Raw genomic sequence first — 20,707 nt, 5'->3', positions numbered from 1 at the left:
CCTTTCGGTAATTACACAATGAGCAATAAAATTCATATAAAACATGGTTCTTATCACATTAAAAGTAACGTGATATTCCTTCAAACTTCTATTTCTCACCTAGAATTAAGTGGCAGGAAAGCGACGAAAGAACAACGTAAAGGACAAAAATGACTAAATTAGTAGGGCAACATCTTGAAGAAATGGCAGACATTCGATCAACAAGAAAGAAGAAAATTGTTGGTCTGTGTTCCGTTGCCGCTTCCGTGATGTTTTTCTACTGTGCGATCGAACAGTTTGCGCAATCGGACTTGGCTTTAGCCGCTTTAAATGGTTTGGCAGCCATGATTTGTTTGGGCAATTTCTTGTACATCAAGTCGGTAGAAAACCCACTCTACGCAGATTTAGTCCTCAGTTGTTTGATGTTATTGGATGCGCTGTTGCTGTTTTTATATGGCGATGCAACTGCTGACAAAATGTTGGTCCTTTTCCCACTGTTAGCCACCGTCATTCTGATCAACAGCTTCAATATTGGCTTGCTGCTGAGTGGTTCTTTCTGTTTTATCGTCGCCTATTCACTGTTTTTTGCCAAAACAGTGGTGCTGACGGGGCTACTCGATACAACCCAGTTTTTTATCGCCCTCATCGCAACCTGTATTGTCTGTCACACATCAACCTACTACTACAGCAAAGTGGTTCACTATATTCAGAGCCTATACCAAGAAGGGATTGAGGATCTTGCCTACCTCGATCAACTGACGGGTTTAGCAAACCGTTGGAGTTTTGAAAACTGGGCAAAAGATAAACTGCGGGAGATAGATGCCACACCGAGCACATGCATCACTGCATTGGTTTTTCTCGATATCGATAACTTTAAACACATCAACGACGCGTATGGCCACGACGTGGGAGATCGCGTCTTGCAACACTTTGCCAACCGTTTGAAGAACAACGTCCGCAACAAAAATCGCAGAACGGATAAGCACGATTATTCAATCGCACGTTTTGCCGGAGATGAATTTGTGCTGATGCTTTACGATGTGAAAACCAAGCAAGACCTCGACAAAATTCTGCAACGCATTGTCGGCTTATTTACTACGGGTTACTTAGCGCATGAAAGAATCAATGAACTGACACTCAGTGTCGGCGCGGCAATTTATCAGCAAGACGCTTTTGAACTGTCTGAGTTAACCCGTTGTGCGGACAAAGCGATGTATTCCGCCAAGCATTCAGGCAAAAACCAGTACGCCTATTACGAAAACTGCACGCCGCCTCTGCCACAAAAAAAAATGACGAACAGTGAGCCCTTGCCACCAACGGGCAATGTGTCACTCTTTATCAAAAAAGCGAACTCATCGGCAGAATAAGCAGAATCGTCAGCCTCATCAGCCAGACATATACATCAGCCAGAGACAGACCAACAAAAATGTACACAACCAGATGGCGTAGCGAACGCGATTCGGCTTATCAGGACGCGGTTTAACCACTGGCTTCAATGCCGCACGTCTTGCCGTTTCAATGATGGTCGGCTCTTCTTCCAATCGTTCCCTACGTGCCTGAGCCTGATTTGCCACCGAGGTAAAGCGATGGCGCTGTTCAGACGTTAAATCTGGCGCGTCATATCTAGGGGGTCGGTCTCCATGTTTTGGTTGAACAGACAAAGGGCACCTCCTATCTTTCTCTTTCAAGTATAGACAAAAGCGTTTTCAGCCATTCGAATCACCTCTCATAATTCAAAACTTTCGAATAGGGTGAACAAATTTTTCACCTGCTCTTGCTGTGAATCGCCACTAAACTGATACAAAACACACCGTATTCTCTACATCCACTGGAGCAAATAATGGCCAAAGTTCGAGCACTCAAACAGATCCGCGAATCGATTGCGACCAAAGATGGTGATGGTGTCAACATCACCCGTTTAGCAGGCTTTGAATGCCCAGATTTTTCACCCTTCCTGATGATTGACGAACTGAAATCTGAAGACTCTGCTGACTATATTGGTGGCTTTCCTCCGCACCCACATCGCGGCATTGAAACCTTAACCTATATGCTTAATGGGCACTTTCAGCACAAAGATCATATGGGTAATGTGGGCGAGCTGAGAAGTGGTGGTGCTCAATGGATGGCCGCAGGTCGAGGAGTCATTCACAGTGAAATGCCCATAATGACGGAAGGGCAATTGCATGGTTTTCAGATTTGGATCAATCAACCTGCAGCGAAAAAGATGATGCCAGCTCGCTATCATGATTTTCAGCCTGAGAGCATTACCGAATATCGCAGTGAGCAGCATGATTTACTTCGTGTTATTGCGGGCGAGCTTGAGGTTAACGGCAGAATATTGTCAGGACCATTGACCGAGACAGGAGTCCCTCTCACTGTCGCCGATTGGCGCGCCGAGACTCCAACGACCTTGATCGCTAAAGTAAGTCATCACTTTCAATGCATGGTATTTGTTTATGAGGGGGCAGTCTCTATTGACGGCCAAAAACTCACTCAAGGCCACCTTGGCTTGATGAGTGAAGGTGACGTGCTCAAACTGACCGCAAGCCCCAACTGTGGTGTGCTGATTTTTGCAGGAGAGCCCATTCGTGAGCCCATCGTCCACTATGGACCATTTGTGATGAACAGTGTCGATGAAATTAACCAAGCGATTAATGACTACAATTCTGGCCATTTTGTCGACTAAACGCAGCCAAGGATCCGTTTCGCGGCGTACAAACAACAAAGCTCGGCCAATGCCGAGCTTTTTCATTCGATGCTTCTATTGAGCCAAGTGTGCGCTTACAAGTACTCACATAGGTAAGCTGTCGCGACTTCAACTTGCAGATCAAAAGAAGATTTTCCAGCCACTTCAAACGCTTCACCCGCTTGATACGTGCTCCACTCTTCATCGCCTTCGCGTTTAATCACGAGCGCCCCTTTCACCACCGTCATACGCTCTGGAGCATCAGTACCAAAGGTGTAGTTACCAGGGAGCATCACACCCACACTGCTGTCTTCACCTTGCTGATTGAACCCAAGAGACTTTACATTTCCGGCAAAATAGCTGTTTTCTTTAATCATTGTTTATCCTTAAACAGAGTGCTCTCTTTATTCCAGCACCCAAAATTACGACGATAGGCACTCTTTGTAACCTGTTTTTTCCCTCTCCTCAAGCATTCATTGTGCGCAGCCTCACCGCCCTTTCTCTTGGCTATGCGCTTGGTTCAAAGTTTGACACTGAAAATTTGCCAAATAGCCCCTTAAAAACCACTATTAACAAGACAAGGAAGCGCAATATGGTTAAGAAATCCACGCAAAACAGTAAAAACAATCGTATCGAACAACAAGCCGAAAAACGCATTAACAACAAGCTGGCGATGTTTCGAGGGCTATTTGTGTTTTTTTTTCTGCTGTTGACGGGTTATTTTTCCTTCCGAATCTACTCAGAATACCAACTCTATGTTGATCCCGTGAATGTCTATGGTGAATGGATTGAGATCGGCGCACCACCCTATCTGACGGAGCGTTTGACACTTTCTGAACAGGGCGTTTTTCGCAACAATCGCTTGGTGGCCACTCAATATCAGTTTGATGGCAAACGCATCATTGTCGAAACTGGCAATGGCCTCACCATTTATCAAGTCGCTGGCAGCGAATCCTCTCCGCAACTACGACGCTTGCAACCCGCCACTCCCGTACAACGTTTTGTCAAAAAAGGCTATGAAGACACCATCACGGAGAGTGCCTCAGGAGGCGCACAAAATCGCCGTGCTGCACTCAGCGAGCATTTCAATTCGTCCAACTAATTAGTATAAGTTTCTGAGTTGCATACTTTTTTGTTAAGTTAATTCCACTTATTTTCTCTTCCCCCAAATAGTATGCTATTTGATATTTTTCCATAAAACGCTCAACAATTAATAAAACTCTCAAGCGCGGTTCCATTTTTTATGTAACACGCTGTTTCTTTCGCTCAGATTCTCCTCGGTCACTCGAAAAGCGTTTTAATTTTTTTTGCCGAAAAAAAAGACTCTTTAATACTGATATCGATGCTTTGTGCCTACCTTCGCAAAGCAGCTTATGCCTTCGCAATTGGTGGCATATATACAAAGGAATGAGAGAAAAATTATGACGAAACTAAACCTGTGTGCAGCGAGTATTGCGCTGGCTCTTTCTGGAGCAGCGCTTGCCGCACCTACAGCACCAAGTATTGACCTGTACGGTTCAAACAATCTTCAGTTTTCTAAGATTGAACTCGCGATGGAAACCACCGCGGGCTACAACCAAATGGTGAAATACCATGATCAGGCAACCATCTCTGTGAAGTTCAATCAATGGAGTGGCAATACTGGTGATACTTATAATATCTATTTTGACGGCGTAAAAGTGGCCTCTGGTCCTATTTCTGGAAGCCAAACAGCGGCCACTTTCCAATACGGAAAAGGCGGCCTTTATCAAATGGAAATCGAAGCGTGTGATGCGACTGGCTGTGCGAAAAGCGCACCCGCGGAGATCACCATCGCCGATACCGACGGCTCGCATCTTAAGCCGCTTACCATGAATGTTGACTCGAACAATAAGTCTTACAACACGGACCCAAGCCTTGTCGTAGGTACTTACTTTGTTGAATGGGGCATTTATGGCCGTAACTACACCGTTGACAACATCCCAGCTCAGAACCTTACTCATATTCTTTACGGCTTTATTCCTATCTGTGGTCCAAACGAGTCGGTGAAATCGGTTGGCGGTAACAGCTTCAATGCGCTTCAAACCGCGTGTCAGGGTGTGCCAGATTACGAAGTCGTGATTCATGACCCATGGGCAGCGTATCAAAAGAGCTTCCCACAAGCTGGCCATCAATACAGCACGCCAATCAAAGGCAACTACGCGATGATGATGGCGCTGAAACAGCGTTACCCTGATCTCAAAATCATCCCATCCATCGGTGGCTGGACATTGTCTGACCCATTCTTTGATTTCGTTGATAAGAAAAACCGCGATACGTTTGTGGCATCAGTCAAACGCTTCCTAACGACGTGGAAATTCTATGACGGTGTGGATATCGATTGGGAATTCCCTGGTGGTGATGGCGCTGCGCCAAACCTAGGCGATCCTGCACGCGATGGCCAAGCCTACGTTGATCTGATGCGCGAACTGCGCACCATGCTGAACGAGTTGGAAGCAGAAACAGGTCGCACTTATGAACTGACATCCGCTATCGGTGTGGGTCACGACAAGATTGAAGACGTGAACTACGCAGATGCCATTCAGTACATGGATTACATCTTTGCCATGACGTACGACTTCTACGGCGGTTGGAACAACGTCCCTGGTCACCAAACCGCGCTTTACTGTGGTAACTTCATGCGCCCTGGTCAGTGTGACGGCACGGGTGTAGACGAGAATGGCGTGCCTTACAAAGGCCCGGCTTACACCTCTGATCACGGTATTCAACTCCTGCTTGCGCAAGGTGTGCCAGCCAACAAACTGGTTCTTGGTACTGCCATGTACGGCCGTGGTTGGGAAGGCGTGATGCCAAGCACTCTACGTGATCCAAATGACCCAATGACTGGCACTGCAACGGGTAAACTGAAAGGCAGCACCGCTCAAGGTGTTTGGGAAGATGGCGTGATTGACTACAAAGGCATTAAGTCATTCATGTTGGGTCCAAACAGCACAGGCATCAACGGCTTCGAATACGGCTATGATGATCAAGCTGAAGCGCCATACGTGTGGAACCGCACCACGGGTGAGTTGATCACGTTTGACGATCATCGCTCTGTTCTTGCAAAAGGCGCATACGCGAAGAGCCTTGGTCTAGCGGGTCTATTCTCATGGGAAATCGATGCCGATAATGGTGACATCCTCAATGCGATGCATGAAGGTTTGGCGGGCGGTGTGGTGATCCCACCAAACAAAAAACCAACCGCAAATGCGGGTGCCGATGTCGTCGTGGTTGGCCCAGCAACCGTGACATTGGATGGCAGTGCATCGAAAGATGCTGAAGGCCCTATCGCTAGCTACGCTTGGACTCAAGTGAGTGGTCCAGCGGTCACGCTGATGGGCGCAAACACGGCTTCTGCAAGCTTTGATGCACCAGAAGTGACTGCAGCGCAGCAATTCACTTTCCAACTTACGGTAACGGATGCAGATGGCGCAAGCGCCTCTGACACTGTGGTTGTGACGGTGAACGCGAAAGACACAGGTCCTGTGAACACAGCCCCAGTGGCGAAAGTGACAGCACCTGCCACGGCAAATGCGGGTGATGTGGTCGTGGTTGATGCGTCTACTTCAACAGATGCAGACAACGATACTCTGACTTACACTTGGCAGCTTCCAGCTGGTCTTGTAGCACAAACCAATGGCGCACAAGTGACCTTCACTGCGGCCGAATACACAGCAGATACTAGCCTAACGTTCACCGTAACAGTGAGCGATGGTCAAGCATCGTCTGTGGCATCAACAACAGTTGTTGTTGCGAAGAAAGTGGATAACGGCGGCACATGCAGCAATGCATGGGATGCGAGCGCGGTTTACACGGGTGGCCAACAAGTGACTCATGCAGGCAAAACATGGGAAGCGAAGTGGTGGACTACTGGTGAAGATCCATCGAAATCAGGTCAATGGGGTGTTTGGAAAGAGATCGGCCCTGCGAACTGTAACTAATCATTGCTGTTCCTAGCAATTCTGGCCAGATGCTTCGCGTCTGGCCTTTTTTATCTCCTGCGCTTACGCTGTCGACAAGAGTTGAATCTCCGCCCTGTTACGCAATCAGGCGATCAAAACTGTCTAGCACCTGCTGACACTTCATCACGCGTCCACGCCCTTGTCCTTGCGTGCTGATTAATTCAACATTCTCCATTTCTTGAGCGGCAGAGGCAGAAACTGCATGGCTAGTAAACTTGTCTTGTTCATCATGCACTATCAGGGTTTGTACACGACGTTGCGCCAAACGACGATACGGATCAACCGATTGAATAGGATAGTTAAACTGCTCTTCCACCTCAGACACCACGGCTCTAAACAGTTTCATGCTGTAACCCGAGCGCTCAATGCTCGAAAACAGGTTTTCCACGTAATTCAATACTGGCGCAATCAGCAACATGGGTTTGTCCTCAAGCTTTTGGTGGCGACATTCTAGAGCCGATGCCGTGCCCATACTGTGACCAATAAGCCCAGCGACCTCATCTAGTGAATCCAACACCGCATCAAGCCCTTCAACAAACGCAGGGATATGGCCAACATCGCCAGAGCTTTCGCCGTGTGCTGGGTGATCGTAGGCCAACGCGGTAAAGCCTCGTGAAGCAATGTGCGCCATCAGTGGAAAAAACTGACTTGCCGTGCCCGACCAACCGTGCGTCAGCACCCATACCGGCCCTTCTCCCAAAGCGTACGTGGTCAAGGTGCCATGGGCCGTGTCTACCTGGCCTTTACGCAAGCCTTGTGGTGGCAGGTTTTTACTCTGGGTACGAGCAGGCGTTAGCAGTAACTTTCGCGCCGTTCTTTTCGCATGGGAAGGGGCCAGCGTATGGTGTAGGCGTGTCGTCCAGTTCACTAAACTGCGTTTAAGGCTAAACTTCTGCGACGTATTAAAGTAAATCTTCTCACTCATCATATCCTCCGTTCGTTCAAAAAGAACGACCGTGCTATTTATATTGTTTAAAAAGAGCAATACCTTGCTCTTTACTCTCTTAACCGTTTTTCCATCCTGCCAGCAGTTTATCGACCCCTTGCCAAAAATGCTGCAAACTCACTTCCTCCCCACGTATGGCATAAAACACATGCGCACTGAGGTACAAGCCATACAGTTCAAACACCGCTTGTTGGGCATTCAAATCCGCTGAAAAAGCGCCTTGTTCCATCCCTTTTTCAACTTGGATTTGCAGGTAATCCAGCCACTTAGCAATCGAACCTTGCAGCGCTTTTTGCAGTTCACACTCTTTCGGCGCCGCATCATTCCAAGCGTCTAAAAACATGCAACTTCCTTGAAACGAGTGGTTCCACGTCATCCAGTTATCCAGTAGCCCTCGGATTTTCTTTTCCATATCCGCATCACCAGACAAACGGGCAGGCGCAATCACACGCTCAGCGAAGATCAGGTTGGCATACTCCAGCACCGAGAGTTGCAAATTCAGCTTCGCGTTGAAGTGGGCAAACAAACCACTTTTTGACATCCCGCACTGCTTCGCTAACTCGCCAATGGTGAGGCTTTCTAAGCCATTTTCACTGGCCAGTTGAAAGGCATGCTGCAGGATGTGCTCTTTTGTAATTTGACCTTTACTCATAATGACCTAATTTTTAGCACGATCGTTCCATTTTGCAAATTTTATATTAGAGATCAGACCAGAAAGCCAAGATACCATTGGCGACACAAATAATAGATTTAATTGTAATGCAATGATTTTAAATATTTTTCTTTTCACATCGCAACTATTGATATTCGCTAGGTTCTCCCTTTGAGAGCAGTGATAGATTGTGGCCAGTTATTTTTATGGGAGAGAACATGAAAACCAAAATCGCTAGCCTCGAGCTTGGGCGGATCATCGCGATACTTGCCATCATAGGCTTACATTGCCAAATGGCATTGACCTACTGGCAAATCGATGACATTCCTTGGGTCGGCTACCTGCTCAATCAAATGGCACGCTTTGCCGTACCGCTATTTTTCCTGATTTCCGGTTATTTAATTCAGCCAAAGCTGACCAGCGCCCCTTTCGAGACATTGGGAAATTACGCCAAACCCTTGCTTAAGATTTGGTTGGTCTGGAGCGCGCTGAGCCTACTGATGCCTTTCAATTTCCAAGTCGTCGCGGAACACGGTTATTTAGCCGAGCGACAAGGCTACTGGGGCTACCTTGCTCAAACACCGCTGAATTCCTTGTTAGAAGGCGGACTGGTGCATTTGTGGTTTCTTCCAGCCTTAATTATCGCCGTGGCTGTAGTGGCACTGTTTGTCCATTTTCAACGTCAGCACTGGTTACTGCCCATCGCAGCACTGTTGTATCTTTATGGGGTCTTAGCTGGCAGCTATCAGCCTTTGACGGATTTAGCCTCCCCTTTCTTTACCCGTAATGGGCCGTTCTTCAGCACCTTATTGGTGGCTATTGGCTTTATGATTCGTGAGAAAAACGTGCGTGTCAGCAGTGCGATTGCAGGGGGAATGTTCTTGGTTGGCTTGCTCGTACACCTTGGCCAAGCTTATGGATTAATGGGGTACGACATTGCCTTCAACGGTCATGACTTCCTCTTTGGTACTGAACTGTGGGCAACGGGCCTATTTCTACTCTTGCTCAATTACCCTCAACTTGGCCAACATCCTTTGACCTTTGCGTTATCACCATATGTGCTCGGAGTGTACATTTGTCACTTATTGGTGATCATCCTACTCATGAACATTGCTGGAATATTGGGTTTTGAAGGGTTAAGCCGTGATCTCTTTATTTATCCGATGACGATTGGGCTTAGCGTGGCGCTGGTGTGGGGGTTGAACCACACGCCTTTACAACGCTACCTGCTCAGATAAAGCCAATCTAGCTCATCATTCCCGACCGATGACCAACTCACCCGTCGGGAATGGTTCTCATTTAATGAGAGCGAAGTCGCAAAGCCAGCGTATTTTATGAAATGCATGGTTAAATATTTGTAATGACTCACAATAATTCATCCCCAATCTGATTAAAGTAACCGCTTCATTCCACATGTTGTAGCCATTGCAAAGAAGGAGGGGTTATGTGGAGCACTCAATTAACACCATTTCTTGAAATTAGCGCTTGGTTATCCCATGGGCTGATTATTGTTGTCGCCTTATTGAGCATTGCCAGCGTCTACAGCCTCAAAAGATAAACGACTAAATCCATTTCGCTTCAGCGAATACGATAGCTGTCACATATAACTCGTTCATTTGTGTCTAAAATTTCTCCAGATAATAACGGAGAATGGTCTATGGGCATCTATCAACGGATTGTTGTGCTAATTACCCTTTTGTTTCCCACCCTTGCCTTTGGCGCAACAACCTCGAAACTCAATCTCACCACATCAGCAGTCGGGATACTCTGCCTGTTTATTTTCGTCCTCTCCTACATCTTAGTGATGCTGGAAGAGTACTTAAAAATGCGCAAATCCAAACCCGTACTGCTCGCTGCGGGTTTAATCTGGATTTTGATCGGCTTTAGCTATCAGTCCCATGGGCAAAGCGAGGTCGCCAAAGCCGCACTAGAACACAACTTGCTAGAGTACGCAGAGCTGCTGTTGTTCTTACTGGTGGCGATGACCTACATTAATGCCATGGAAGAGCGACGGCTGTTCGACGCGCTACAAGCGTGGATGGTCAGTAAGGGCTTTGATTTTCGTCGGCTATTTTGGCTCACAGGCTTTCTCTCTTTCTTCATTTCCCCTATCGCCGATAACCTCACCACGGCGCTTTTGATGTGCGCTGTGGTGATGAAAGTCTCTGGCGATAACCCCAAGTTTGTTAACCTTGCATGCATTAACATCGTCATTGCGGCCAATGCAGGAGGAGCATTTAGCCCGTTTGGGGACATCACTACCTTGATGGTTTGGCAAGCTGGCCACGTGAGCTTTTCACAGTTTATGCCACTTTTTTTGCCTTCTGCCATCAACTATCTATTACCCGCCCTCATCATGTCCTTCTTCATTCCAGAAGAACGTCCGCAAACGGTGCATGTCGATGTTGAACTCAAACGCGGCGCTCGACGTATTGTCGGCCTGTTTATTCTCACCATCGCCACCGCGGTGGCGTTTCACGCCGTACTCCACTTCCCTCCCGTCATTGGCATGATGATGGGCCTCGCTTATCTGCAATTTTTTGGCTATTTCTTGCGTAAAACCTTGGCGCAATCTTTAGCAAAGAAGACCGCCATTGCCATTGCCAATGGGGATGAGGATGCACTAAAACGCATCGGCTCTGTGGTGCCATTCGATGTGTTCCATCGCGTCTCTCGGGCAGAATGGGACACCTTGCTGTTCTTTTATGGCGTTGTTATGTGCGTCGGTGGTTTGAGCTTGTTAGGTTATCTCGAAGTGGTCTCTTTCACCCTCTACACCAAGTGGGACCCTGTTTGGGCCAATATTACCGTCGGCTTCCTATCCGCCATTGTCGATAATATTCCGGTGATGTTTGCGGTGCTTAGCATGGAGCCTTCGATGTCGCTTGGCAATTGGCTGCTGGTCACCTTAACGGCTGGCGTGGGAGGCAGTATGTTGTCGATCGGCTCGGCGGCCGGCGTGGCATTAATGGGGGCTGCTCGCGGTCAATACACTTTCTTTGGTCACTTAAAATGGAGCCCGGTGATCTTGCTTGGTTACTGCGCCAGTATCGCGGTCCATTTGGTGTATAACACACAAACCTTCAACTACTGATCTTGTTCAAAGAGGGCTATCAACGCTTGGTAGCCCTCTACTGCCGATACTTCGATTTTCAATACTTCACCATTTCATCGATCTGCGGGATGATTAACCCCATCCATCAATGGAACCTCACCAATATCATACGGGTTCACTCCTTCCAAACACCCTAGATTAAAACCATATTCATTCGGTGAAGAGCGGCGCTGATGGTGGGTATAAATGCCGCAGTTAGAGCAGAAATAATGTTTCGCGGTATGAGTATTAAACTGATAGAGCTTCAGTAAGGCTTCGCCTTTGATGATGCGGATACCATCCAATTTCACCGACGCCACAATGGCCCCTTTTCTTCGACATAAGGAGCAGTCGCAGCGCCTCGGTTTCTCAATGCCATTGGGTAATTCGAGCTCAAGCTCGACACCACCACAGTGACAACTCGCTTTGTGTTTTGCTTGAATAACGGTTGGGCCAACTTGTTTGATCATCGCTTGCTTCCTGCGTTTTATGGTTTTTCTCGCTCACCATCAAAGCTGTTAACTTTCCGTGTTCCAACCGGCTTGTGTAAAATTTGTTAAACACTTAACAGTTTCACCAATTCTGTTGCAAACTCGACAAAAGGCTCAATAATCGACATCTTTAGCGGGTTTTAGTCTGTTTTTACTCTTTAACAGCATTTTTGAAAGGAAGCCCAACGAAATGGATAAAGATCATAGCCTAAGAGAGAACTTACTGGCGCTGACATTAGGCAGTGCCTTGGTTTCTCTCGGTGTTATCTTTTTTAATCAAGTAGGATTATTGACTGGTGGAACCGCAGGATTGGCAATTTTTTTAACCAAAGTCACTGACTTTAGTTTCGGCCAAGTGTTTTTTGCGTTGAACCTACCGTTTTACCTACTTTCTGTCATGCGCATGGGATGGCGCTTTACCATCAATACTTTTATCGCCGTGACAATTGTCTCGTTCGCCGTAGACCATTTGCATCACGTCATTCAAATTGCGCACATTGACCCGCTTTATGCCGCCCTACTTGGCGGAGGTTTAATTGGCATTGGAATGTTGATCATCTTCCGTCACAAGATGAGCTTGGGTGGTTTCAATATTCTCGCCCTGTTTTTACAAGAACGCTTTGGCATTCGTGCTGGTAAGGTTCAAATGGCACTCGACTGCACCATCGTCGTTCTTTCGCTCTTTATTGTTGAACCTTATTTAATTGCTTTATCAGTGCTCGGGGCGGTAGCAACAAACTTGATTCTAGCGATGAACCACAAACCAGGGCGCTATCAGCCACAAATCGCCACTCAATAACCACACCAGAACACGAGCTAAAACAAAAGCGAGAAGCCTGATGCTTCTCGTTTTTTGTTACATCCAACGGTATTCACAGTATTGAGCGAGTTCCGAGTCAAGGCCATGCTTTCTCTCTTCCGCCAAATGGTAGTAAACGTGAGCAAGCAGTTCATAGGCATAAAACAGCTCGAAATCATCCTTCTCTCGTTGGCAGATATTGAGACAACGAGTCGCATGCCCCAACGCTGAACTAGCATCGCCTGCGGCGAGATAACTTTTGGCAAAGCGATACTCCGCTCGCTCTTCTTCTTTCCACCCACCGGCTATTTTCCAACTGTCTAGCGCCTGGCGAGCAGCCCATAACATGGCATGTTTCTCTTGTTCGGTACGCTGCGCTTGCTCTTCCAACTGACAGGCTAAGTTGTTTGATGCAATGGCCAAGATGCGGTGCAGCACAACCTGACTTGGAGCAGCGAAAGAGGCTGCCTGTTGCAACAACAAAATCGCCTCTTCCATTTGCGCCAGCGCAACCAACTCATTGGCAATACGACCACGAATCAAAGCTTGTTCATCATTCGGTCGTGAAGCAAGGTAACTTGGCAAACGCTCAGGATCGGTAAAATAGAGCAGCACACCTCGCCAAATCGTCATCGTCGATGTGTCAAACACCCCATCACGCCGATCAAAAAGGCGTTGTGCTCGTTGTGCCTCTCTTAAATGGGCAACGCAAGTATGCACAAAACACCCCATTGCAGCGGCCAGATGATCGGATTCGGACTCGTTGCTTAACACCGTTTCGAGCAAACTCGCCACATACTGAGGATCTTGTTCGTGTTGGGCCCAGCACTTGTTGATTAACGCACTAAAACTCTCAAATTCCGTATTGAGATACATTGCCTCACTCCTTCGGCTTGTTCAATCCATGGCCTTTATAGGCAACGAACGAGAAAAAGCAATCCTCGTTGCATCATTCTGCGAATTAGATACCTCAGCACGCTCCGTTCTTCGAGGAGAAACAGGTCGCAACGTCAATCTCATGCAAGTTTACACTGTAAACCAAAACGCGAGTCGAGCTGGATCAGCGTGAAATTTCACCACCTGACTCCAACGCCAGCAATTGCTGTTTACGCTCTAAACCGCCAGCATATCCGGTTAACTTGCCGCTTTTGCCTATCACTCGATGGCAAGGGACGACGATAGAAATCGGATTTTTACCATTCGCCAGCCCCACCGCTCTCACCGCTTTAGGGTTACCAATGGCATTGGCCAAATCTTGATAGCTACAGGTTTGACCATAAGGGATTTGGGTCAGTGCCTGCCACACTTTTTGTTGAAACTCGGTGCCTTGCGCGGCCAAAGGCAGATCAAACTGTTGTCGCTGGCCAGAAAAGTACTGCTCCAACTGTTGACGAGTTTCGCTGATCACCGGATGCGTAGCCGCGTCACACCCTAACTCCATTGGTAAAGTCGTATGTTGTTCAAACCAGATCCCGAGCAAACCTTGATCGTTGGCCTGAACAGTCACAAGACCAAACGGGCTGGAAAATTGAGTGTAGTATTTCATGTTATTGATTCCATAGATGAAAAGTTGCGTAACTCCCCCAAGGTGAAGCGCTTTCTTGATTCAAAGTGGGGAACTGAGCCAGTGCTTTTTTCACCACTAAATCCTTCTCTAGCAGTCTGTCTGGCTGCGAAAGGCCTCGCAATTGGGCGTAACTGACCGTCCACGGCCCAATGCCTTTTAACGCCAACCATTGATTGGGATCGGCGTGTTCATTCTCCAGCATCATGGCAGCAAAACGTCTTAAGGTTTCTTTTCGACTTTGTGGCATTCGTAAGAAATGCAGATCCGCATCAACCACCTGTTGTGGTGAAGGAAAAGTGCGCACTTCAGAATCGGGGTGTAAAGTCGCGACCAATAGATTCAGTTGTCCGATGGCGGCTTTGACCGAGACTTGTTGGCCCAAAATCGCTCGTACGCCCGCTTCCCAAACACTCCAGACACCCGGAATCCGGATACCAACGCTTTTGACCAACCCAGGCGCTACAGTGTTGAGATGGGCTTCAATCACGCGCGTGTCGCAATCGAGATCGAACATCCGCCTGATTCCAGCCACCATCGGGCGCAACAACGTCAGATCATCCATCGAAAAATAAACCACTAACTGCCGCTTCTCTGCTGGAAATGTTGCGGGAAATTCCGCGCGAAACCCAACCGTTTTTCCGTTGATCACGACTTGACGTTGATAACTCGTCTCCGTCACCACCTCTACGCCTTCAATCGCTCGCTGCCGATAAAAATCCAGCATGTGTTTTACGTTCAAATCACCGCGAAACGCGAGCACAATATGCGACTGATCGTGACTCGCCCCCCCTTTACTTCGACGGATTTTCGAAGGGGGCATACCCATCGACTTTTGAAACGCATCATTAAAACGGCGAGTACTGTTAAAGCCGGAAGCAAAGCCAATTTCGGTAACGCTCAATGAGCTACCATGCAGCAACTGTTTGGCAAACAACAACTGCTGAGACTGAGCATATTGCTTCGGAGAGATCCCCAAATACCGGCGAAATAATTGACGAATATAGCGATCGCTCACTCCTAAACGTTGCGCCAAAGCTGACAACCTCTCCGTTTGTAGCGCCCCTTGTTCAATCAAGGTCAACGCACGTTGAAATGTGGTTTCGACCCCTTTCCACGCCCAAGAATCAGGCGCGCTGTCGGGGCGACAACGCAAACATGGGCGATAGCCAGCCGACAAGGCTTGCGCTTTATCGTGGTAATACTCCACGTTCTCTTCTTTGGGTAAATTGGCAGGACATACAGGCCGGCAGAAAATCCCAGTGCTTTTGACCGCCACATAAAACAGCCCATCAAAGCGACTATCTCGGGCCATCCTTGCTTGTTGACATTGCTCTGTCGTGAGCGATGAGTAGTTTAAAATGGCCATAGAAAAATCCTTGTTTGACGGGAAAATGGGGGAACCGCAGCCCTGTTCCACCTCAATCATGTCGCTCTATCAAGCGTTAGCGTATCCCCATGCCTCACACTGGCAATCGCTCGCTGTGTGTTTGGTAACCAACGGATTGGCAAAGCCAAAACGATGGGAGATATGAGTGAAATTGTAACAATAACCTCGATAATAACTCGCCATTTTCGGAACTCAATCCCAATTTCCAGCCTCAACCCAGCCTCTGCATCGGATTGCAATATTGCGTTGTGTATAATTTTTGGCAATTCTCACAATTTAAACTAATTTAAAAAGTAGCCACCCTCACCAGTGGTCAACAACGTCAGACATAACGAATAAGGAAGAGGCTATGGATCTGCACTCCTGTATTATCGTGCTGCGCAATCAAGAAGTGATTACCAGCAACTCAGTAGAGGACTCTCTCGGCATTATCGAATCTCAAGGAGACAATGGAATTTCCACGATTCAAATCAACGCCCGCGATGGCAACGCGATTCACACCTACCATTGCGCCAACATTGAAGACTCGCTCGAAAATCTCATGAACCTTTAACGCCTTGCTAATCACTTTGTTTAACAGAGTAGATCGAGCTTAGAAAAGGGCATTGAAAAGCAACAAAAAAGCCTCGTTTTTTGACGAGGCTTTAGAGTATTTCAACGCGAAAATCTGCGGCTTAACCGTTTTGAGTTAACGACAAATCGATCGCCTGTTGCACTTGGTAGCTGGCCAGCGGGTCAATCATCTTAACCAATTCTTCCACCTGACGAATGGCATCAATCGAGGTGCTGGCTTTGCGGTAGCTTAAATAAATAGGACGATTCCATTCATCGACCCCTTCTACTCGATGCAACTGCCCCGAAGAAAGGTACGGCTGGGCTATCGAAGCTGGTAAGTAAGCACTTCCACCTTTTTCTAAAATGAAATCGAGTGCAATACGCGCAGTCGACGTTCTGAGATAGGGCGCTAGGTGTTTCTGGTGACGCTCAGCATGCTCAGAAGCAAACTTGGTTCCCCAATCAATGTAGACGTATTTACCCTCAAAGACGCTGTCTTTGCTTGCAGCTTCAGTGGACACCATCACCAACACCAAATCGGCCACTTTCTTGCAAGAAAACTCATCTGCTTTGATTTGATCAAACGCGAATGCCATGTCTAACGTGCGCTCTTGCAGGCCACGTGTCAGCAGTTCTCGCCCCATCACTTCCGCATTAAAACCGTAGCCACTGAACGAATCAGTCACCACGCTTAAACAGTTTTGCAGATAGGCATCCCACACATTTGGCGTTCCGCCCAACGTCAGTTGCAAGGCACGGCCATCTTGCATCGAAAGTTCAAGTTTCGCCTGCTGCAATGTGGACACCATCACTTCTGCGTAACCCACTAAACGCTCACCTGCCGATGTGAGTTTGATGTTGTTGCGATCACGAATAAAAAGCTCAACATCGAAGTAGCTTTCTAGCTGTTTGATGCGCGCGCTGACCGCGGCTTGGGTAATGTATAAATTCTCAGCTGCACGTCCAAAATGACGAACATTAGCCAATTCTAAAAAAGTACGAAAGACCTTTACGTCCATTAGACATCTCCTGGTTTATCGCCACCAGATTAACAACAAATACCTATCATATCGATAGAAAACTTTTGTTTTTCTTTTGCTAACTTTGCGCCTAACTTTCGCCGTAAATCATCATTATTCATCTATCACGGTTACAGAGGCTGTTTGATATGTCTGACACGACTATTCGTCATGGCAAAAAACGATTTTTCGATAACGCAAAATTTCCACGCGGATTTGCAAAGTCAGGTGATTTTACTCTTGCAGAAGAGGAAATCCTAATGATTTATGGAGACACCTTGGTCGGTCTAGAGACCGGTCAATTGACTCCAGAAAATGAAGATGAAAAACACTTTTTGCTGACGCTAGAAACACCAGAAGCGGCACAAAACAAAGTGGAACGTACTTGGTTGAAATACATCCGCCTTGCACGTGGTCGCAAGCGCTTCCATACTCTTAACGGACGCAATAAACCAGACGCAAACGATGACTACGTTGAGGAAGACGCAAGCCTAACTGAGGACGATTAATGCATATCTGCTTTTTGATGTATCCATGGGATCGTGTTTGTCCTGAAACGGACACCACCTTACGCCTCATTCATGAGTGCGCATTAAGAGGCCACACGGTTGCCATTACAACAACGAGCGGATTGACCATTAGAGACAGTAACGTATTTGGTTTCTGTCAGGTCCTGAAAAAAGGACTGCGAATTTCAGACAAGGTACCGACTTTTTATCGTCAGGCCGAATTTCAAAAAGCCTGCCTCCCTATGGCGGGTTTTGACGTTATTTTCATGCGGGCGAATCCTCCTTTAGACAATCTTGCCCTGAATTTCCTCGATTCCATCAAAGACGATACGCTGATCATCAACGACCTTGAAGGCCTACGTATCGCTAATAACAAGCTCTACACCGCCAGTATGGGCGGCACAGCCAGCGAGTTTCTCCCTTCTACCCATGTCTCAAAAAATCGAGAGTATCTGCAACGCGTTTTGGAAGAGTCCCAGAGCGAGAAGATGATCCTCAAACCGCTCAATGGCTTTGGTGGGCATGGTGTGATTGTGATTGAGAAAAATGCACAACAGAACTTCCGTTCACTCCTCGATTTCTATATTGGGGAAGGCGAACAAAGTAACTATGTGATTTTGCAAGATTACATTGAAGGTGCCGAGGAAGGCGACAAACGCATTTTGATGCTCAATGGTGAGCCTATTGGTGCAATGGCGCGGATTCCGGCCAAGGGCGAGTTTCGTTCAAACGTGCACGCAGGAGGGTCAGTCATTAAGCACACTCTCACCAAAGAAGAGCGACGCTTGTGCGCAGCTATTGGCCCCAAATTAGTGCGAGATGGCCTCTATTTCACTGGTCTTGATGTGATCGGCAATAAGCTGGTTGAGGTGAATGTACTGAGCCCAGGCGGTATTACCCGAATCAACAAACTCAACCGAGTACGCTTGCAGCGCCAGGTGATAGATTTTGTTGAAAACATCGTCAATTCCAAAGAACTCCTCCAGCAGCGTAAGAGCGCTTTCCGCACGGCGGTACAAAATGCTCACATCGACCCATAACCAATACGCATTAGAAGAGATGCTCTCGATGATCAAACGAGGGCAGCCATTTTCAGGCGAGTTGGTGGAGGGAGGCTGCTTCATCAAAATCGATGAATACCTACCTGTGGTATGTACCGCCATTCACGCCGGACATCGGTTAAGAAGCGATTTGACCAACCAGTGCTTACTTAGCGACAGTGAACGCTTATTCGAAGAAGATCCCTACACCGATGACATGATCATGTCACAACCGATTGTGCTGATCGGCCTTGATTCGCGTTTTGAGTACGATCTCAATCGAGCCATGACGCTAAGCACATACTACAAATCGGCTTGGGATGTGCAGGTGTGGAAGAAACCTCTCAGCAATCAGCAGCGCAACCGAAGTCATCAAAAACACGCGGCTTTTTATCAACTTTATGAAGCATTGATCGCCAAACTCGAATCGCTGCACGGTATGGTACTGGTGTTTGATGTTCACTCTTACAACTACAAGCGGCAACAAGCAGACGCGCCAGTATTCAACATCGGCACCGCACAAATTGATATAGAACGCTGGCAATCGGTGGTGAAACGTTTTTGCGCAGAATTGCAAAGCATTGCGCTACCTAACCTCGCCGCCACAGCGCAAGTCAACGCCGTATTTGAAGGCCGAGGCTACTTAATTGCCCACACGAACGCACACTTTGATCGCACCTTAGTACTGCCTACCGAGGTGAAGAAAGTTTTTATGGAAGAGGAGAGCGGCACGCTGTTTCCTTTGGTCCTCGAGGCGTTGCAATCCGGTTTGAAAGAAGCCTTTAGCCAAACCAGTGCCTTTTTTCAACGCAAATTCAATCGCCGCCGCTCGGTCAGCAAAGCCGATATGCTGAGCTCATCGATCGAGCCTGCGGTACTGGCCGTGGATAAAGCGCTCTACAAACTGGCCAATAAGGTTGAAACGCTTAAATACGTTAACCCAACCAATTTAACCGCCGAACGAAAACGCTTTGAAGCGGCCCCCAATCGCTATACTCCAGACTATCGCTATCGCCAGCTGCCTATCCATGCCAACGAGTTCAAACATCAGCTTTATCGTTTTCCGATCGAAACCATCGCCGATCCTGATATGCGCCAGCTCTACAGCGATATGGTGAATAATTTGAGTGAGAAAATTGACCTGCTAACCAGCGTGGGGCAAGAGGCATTTCTCTATAACTCGTTACGTCATTACGGTCGTCCCGACGGCGTCGATATCAGCAACGCTCAGTTTCTTCTCTACGCGCAGACACTCGATGAAGAACACGGGGCACTTTTTACTGCACAGCAAGCACAAACGCAGATGCAACAGGCCACAAAAGGGTGGGAGATGCCTTGTAAAGTGAGTTTGTCCTCTTCCTTGGCGGCACGCGCCATGGTCAGTTCAAATCCCCCGACGCTCCTTTTAAATGGCAAGGTCACTTTTCACGATACGGAACTGAGACGCCTGATCCAACATGAACTTGGTGTGCATATGGCCACCACCTTCAATGCCAAAATGCAGCCATTGCAAGTGTTTCGACTCGGTCTACCAGGCGACACCTTGACACAGGAAGGTTTGGCGATCATGGCGGAGTACCACTCTGGATACCTGTCCCATGCTCGCTTACAAGCCTTAGCCGTTCGAGTGCTGGCGGTGGATTCCTTACTCAAAGAGCACAACTTCTACCAGACTTTTTGTTTTTTAACTGATGAGCTCCAGCTAGAAAGGGACGATGCCTTCATCATCACAACTCGCGTTTACCGCGGTGGTGGCTTCACAAAAGACTATGTGTATCTCAAAGGCTTCTTAGCCATGCTGGATCTCAGCAAACAGCGCAGCCTAGACAACCTCATGATTGGAAAATGCAGCCATCGTTACTTAGATCTGATTGACGAATTGGTTGAACGTGGATGGCTAACTCAACCACGTCATCGCATCCCTCAACATCAAGGTGACATTGAGCCGACACTCGCTTATTTGATTCGATCTCTAAAACACTGACGCACTTGCCGAAACAAGT

The 20,707-nt window shown here is 47.6% G+C and carries 20 protein-coding genes; 11 read left to right on the top strand and 9 right to left on the bottom strand.

The window, feature by feature from the left end:
• Positions 1-149: 149 nt before the first annotated feature.
• A complete protein-coding gene (locus VV1_RS20830) occupies positions 150-1,346 on the top strand; it encodes a GGDEF domain-containing protein (RefSeq protein ID WP_011082114.1) in 1,197 nt (398 codons plus the stop codon).
• Positions 1,347-1,364: 18 nt separating this feature from the next.
• Here VV1_RS20830 and VV1_RS20825 read toward each other — a convergent pair whose 3' ends face one another.
• Positions 1,365-1,640, bottom strand: a complete 276-nt coding sequence (locus VV1_RS20825; protein ID WP_011151480.1) for a hypothetical protein — start codon at positions 1,638-1,640, stop codon at positions 1,365-1,367.
• 179 nt (positions 1,641-1,819) lie between these two features.
• Between VV1_RS20825 and VV1_RS20820 the strand changes: the two genes are divergently transcribed.
• Positions 1,820-2,665 (top strand): pirin family protein, encoded by an 846-nt coding sequence (locus VV1_RS20820; protein WP_011082112.1) that lies wholly within the window; start codon positions 1,820-1,822, stop codon positions 2,663-2,665.
• Between the two features lie 95 nt (positions 2,666-2,760).
• Here the strand turns inward: VV1_RS20820 and ppnP are convergent, their stop codons facing one another.
• Positions 2,761-3,042, bottom strand: a complete 282-nt coding sequence (ppnP, locus tag VV1_RS20815; RefSeq protein ID WP_011082111.1) for a pyrimidine/purine nucleoside phosphorylase — start codon at positions 3,040-3,042, stop codon at positions 2,761-2,763.
• 215 nt (positions 3,043-3,257) lie between these two features.
• On the opposite strand from ppnP, the gene VV1_RS20810 reads away from it, so the two are divergent.
• Together VV1_RS20810 and VV1_RS20805 are read left to right on the top strand one after the other, a co-directional pair.
• Positions 3,258-3,767, top strand: a complete 510-nt coding sequence (locus VV1_RS20810) for a DUF2850 domain-containing protein (RefSeq protein WP_011082110.1) — start codon at positions 3,258-3,260, stop codon at positions 3,765-3,767.
• A gap of 319 nt (positions 3,768-4,086) precedes the next feature.
• A complete protein-coding gene (locus VV1_RS20805; protein WP_011082109.1) occupies positions 4,087-6,624 on the top strand; it encodes a glycosyl hydrolase family 18 protein in 2,538 nt (845 codons plus the stop codon).
• A 97-nt stretch (positions 6,625-6,721) separates the two neighbouring features.
• Here VV1_RS20805 and VV1_RS20800 read toward each other — a convergent pair whose 3' ends face one another.
• Together VV1_RS20800 and VV1_RS20795 are read right to left on the bottom strand one after the other, a co-directional pair.
• Positions 6,722-7,570: an alpha/beta fold hydrolase gene (locus tag VV1_RS20800; protein ID WP_193387265.1), complete on the bottom strand. Its 849-nt coding sequence runs from the start codon at positions 7,568-7,570 to the stop codon at positions 6,722-6,724.
• Between the two features lie 79 nt (positions 7,571-7,649).
• Positions 7,650-8,243 (bottom strand): TetR/AcrR family transcriptional regulator, encoded by a 594-nt coding sequence (locus VV1_RS20795; RefSeq protein ID WP_011082107.1) that lies wholly within the window; start codon positions 8,241-8,243, stop codon positions 7,650-7,652.
• A 218-nt stretch (positions 8,244-8,461) separates the two neighbouring features.
• Here VV1_RS20795 and VV1_RS20790 point away from each other — a divergent pair, with 218 nt between their 5' ends.
• Positions 8,462-9,481, top strand: a complete 1,020-nt coding sequence (locus tag VV1_RS20790) for an acyltransferase (protein WP_043921196.1) — start codon at positions 8,462-8,464, stop codon at positions 9,479-9,481.
• A gap of 419 nt (positions 9,482-9,900) precedes the next feature.
• Entirely contained in the window at positions 9,901-11,337 is a 1,437-nt protein-coding gene (gene nhaD, locus VV1_RS20785) for a sodium:proton antiporter NhaD (RefSeq protein ID WP_011082105.1), read from the top strand.
• Positions 11,338-11,411: 74 nt separating this feature from the next.
• Here nhaD and VV1_RS20780 read toward each other — a convergent pair whose 3' ends face one another.
• Positions 11,412-11,807, bottom strand: coding sequence for a GFA family protein (locus tag VV1_RS20780; RefSeq protein ID WP_011082104.1), 396 nt, complete (start codon positions 11,805-11,807; stop codon positions 11,412-11,414).
• Between the two features lie 211 nt (positions 11,808-12,018).
• On the opposite strand from VV1_RS20780, the gene VV1_RS20775 reads away from it, so the two are divergent.
• Positions 12,019-12,627: a YitT family protein gene (locus tag VV1_RS20775; RefSeq protein ID WP_011082103.1), complete on the top strand. Its 609-nt coding sequence runs from the start codon at positions 12,019-12,021 to the stop codon at positions 12,625-12,627.
• A gap of 57 nt (positions 12,628-12,684) precedes the next feature.
• Here VV1_RS20775 and VV1_RS20770 read toward each other — a convergent pair whose 3' ends face one another.
• The 3 genes from VV1_RS20770 to VV1_RS20760 form a co-directional block, all read right to left on the bottom strand.
• The gene (locus VV1_RS20770; RefSeq protein WP_011082102.1) at positions 12,685-13,503 is read right to left on the bottom strand and encodes a hypothetical protein; all 819 of its coding nucleotides are present in this window, start codon (positions 13,501-13,503) and stop codon (positions 12,685-12,687) included.
• A 184-nt stretch (positions 13,504-13,687) separates the two neighbouring features.
• Positions 13,688-14,173 (bottom strand): methylated-DNA--[protein]-cysteine S-methyltransferase, encoded by a 486-nt coding sequence (locus tag VV1_RS20765; protein WP_011082101.1) that lies wholly within the window; start codon positions 14,171-14,173, stop codon positions 13,688-13,690.
• 1 nt (position 14,174) lies between these two features.
• Complete coding sequence (locus tag VV1_RS20760) at positions 14,175-15,560, bottom strand: DNA-3-methyladenine glycosylase 2 family protein (protein ID WP_011082100.1); 1,386 nt, start codon at positions 15,558-15,560, stop codon at positions 14,175-14,177.
• 370 nt (positions 15,561-15,930) lie between these two features.
• Here VV1_RS20760 and VV1_RS20755 point away from each other — a divergent pair, with 370 nt between their 5' ends.
• Positions 15,931-16,134 carry a hypothetical protein gene (locus VV1_RS20755; RefSeq protein WP_011082099.1) on the top strand — a complete coding sequence of 68 codons (204 nt, stop codon included), beginning with the start codon at positions 15,931-15,933 and terminating at the stop codon, positions 16,132-16,134.
• Between the two features lie 121 nt (positions 16,135-16,255).
• On the opposite strand, the gene VV1_RS20750 is transcribed toward VV1_RS20755, so the two are convergent.
• Positions 16,256-17,155 carry a LysR family transcriptional regulator gene (locus VV1_RS20750; RefSeq protein WP_011082098.1) on the bottom strand — a complete coding sequence of 300 codons (900 nt, stop codon included), beginning with the start codon at positions 17,153-17,155 and terminating at the stop codon, positions 16,256-16,258.
• Between the two features lie 149 nt (positions 17,156-17,304).
• Here VV1_RS20750 and VV1_RS20745 point away from each other — a divergent pair, with 149 nt between their 5' ends.
• The 3 genes from VV1_RS20745 to VV1_RS20735 are packed head-to-tail and all read left to right on the top strand — an operon-like array spanning position 17,305 to position 20,688.
• A complete protein-coding gene (locus VV1_RS20745; RefSeq protein WP_011082097.1) occupies positions 17,305-17,664 on the top strand; it encodes a MaoP family protein in 360 nt (119 codons plus the stop codon).
• On the top strand, positions 17,664-18,704 hold the full coding sequence (gene gshB, locus VV1_RS20740; protein WP_011082096.1) for a glutathione synthase: 1,041 nt from the start codon (positions 17,664-17,666) through the stop codon (positions 18,702-18,704). Before VV1_RS20745 ends, gshB begins: the two co-directional genes overlap by 1 nt.
• Positions 18,685-20,688 carry a flavohemoglobin expression-modulating QEGLA motif protein gene (locus tag VV1_RS20735; protein WP_011082095.1) on the top strand — a complete coding sequence of 668 codons (2,004 nt, stop codon included), beginning with the start codon at positions 18,685-18,687 and terminating at the stop codon, positions 20,686-20,688. The genes gshB and VV1_RS20735 overlap by 20 nt, the downstream gene beginning before the upstream one ends.
• The last annotated feature ends 19 nt before the right edge of the window (positions 20,689-20,707 follow it).

The organism is Vibrio vulnificus CMCP6, assembly GCF_000039765.1.
GTDB lineage: Bacteria > Pseudomonadota > Gammaproteobacteria > Enterobacterales > Vibrionaceae > Vibrio > Vibrio vulnificus_B.
This window is presented reverse-complemented; position numbering and strand designations above follow the sequence as displayed.

Bases quoted from the DNA above. Each gene is read 5' to 3' on its own strand.
- VV1_RS20830 (WP_011082114.1), top strand. From the start codon at position 150: ATGACTAAATTAGTAGGGCAACATCTTGAAGAAATGGCAGACATTCGA.
- VV1_RS20820 (WP_011082112.1), top strand. From the start codon at position 1,820: ATGGCCAAAGTTCGAGCACTCAAACAGATCCGCGAATCGATTGCGACC.
- ppnP (WP_011082111.1), bottom strand. From the start codon at position 3,042: ATGATTAAAGAAAACAGCTATTTTGCCGGAAATGTAAAGTCTCTTGGG.
- VV1_RS20810 (WP_011082110.1), top strand. From the start codon at position 3,258: ATGGTTAAGAAATCCACGCAAAACAGTAAAAACAATCGTATCGAACAA.
- VV1_RS20805 (WP_011082109.1), top strand. From the start codon at position 4,087: ATGACGAAACTAAACCTGTGTGCAGCGAGTATTGCGCTGGCTCTTTCT.
- VV1_RS20800 (WP_193387265.1), bottom strand. From the start codon at position 7,570: ATGAGTGAGAAGATTTACTTTAATACGTCGCAGAAGTTTAGCCTTAAA.
- VV1_RS20795 (WP_011082107.1), bottom strand. From the start codon at position 8,243: ATGAGTAAAGGTCAAATTACAAAAGAGCACATCCTGCAGCATGCCTTT.
- VV1_RS20790 (WP_043921196.1), top strand. From the start codon at position 8,462: ATGAAAACCAAAATCGCTAGCCTCGAGCTTGGGCGGATCATCGCGATA.
- nhaD (WP_011082105.1), top strand. From the start codon at position 9,901: ATGGGCATCTATCAACGGATTGTTGTGCTAATTACCCTTTTGTTTCCC.
- VV1_RS20780 (WP_011082104.1), bottom strand. From the start codon at position 11,807: ATGATCAAACAAGTTGGCCCAACCGTTATTCAAGCAAAACACAAAGCG.
- VV1_RS20775 (WP_011082103.1), top strand. From the start codon at position 12,019: ATGGATAAAGATCATAGCCTAAGAGAGAACTTACTGGCGCTGACATTA.
- VV1_RS20770 (WP_011082102.1), bottom strand. From the start codon at position 13,503: ATGTATCTCAATACGGAATTTGAGAGTTTTAGTGCGTTAATCAACAAG.
- VV1_RS20765 (WP_011082101.1), bottom strand. From the start codon at position 14,173: ATGAAATACTACACTCAATTTTCCAGCCCGTTTGGTCTTGTGACTGTT.
- VV1_RS20760 (WP_011082100.1), bottom strand. From the start codon at position 15,560: ATGGCCATTTTAAACTACTCATCGCTCACGACAGAGCAATGTCAACAA.
- VV1_RS20755 (WP_011082099.1), top strand. From the start codon at position 15,931: ATGGATCTGCACTCCTGTATTATCGTGCTGCGCAATCAAGAAGTGATT.
- VV1_RS20750 (WP_011082098.1), bottom strand. From the start codon at position 17,155: ATGGACGTAAAGGTCTTTCGTACTTTTTTAGAATTGGCTAATGTTCGT.
- VV1_RS20745 (WP_011082097.1), top strand. From the start codon at position 17,305: ATGTCTGACACGACTATTCGTCATGGCAAAAAACGATTTTTCGATAAC.
- gshB (WP_011082096.1), top strand. From the start codon at position 17,664: ATGCATATCTGCTTTTTGATGTATCCATGGGATCGTGTTTGTCCTGAA.
- VV1_RS20735 (WP_011082095.1), top strand. From the start codon at position 18,685: ATGCTCACATCGACCCATAACCAATACGCATTAGAAGAGATGCTCTCG.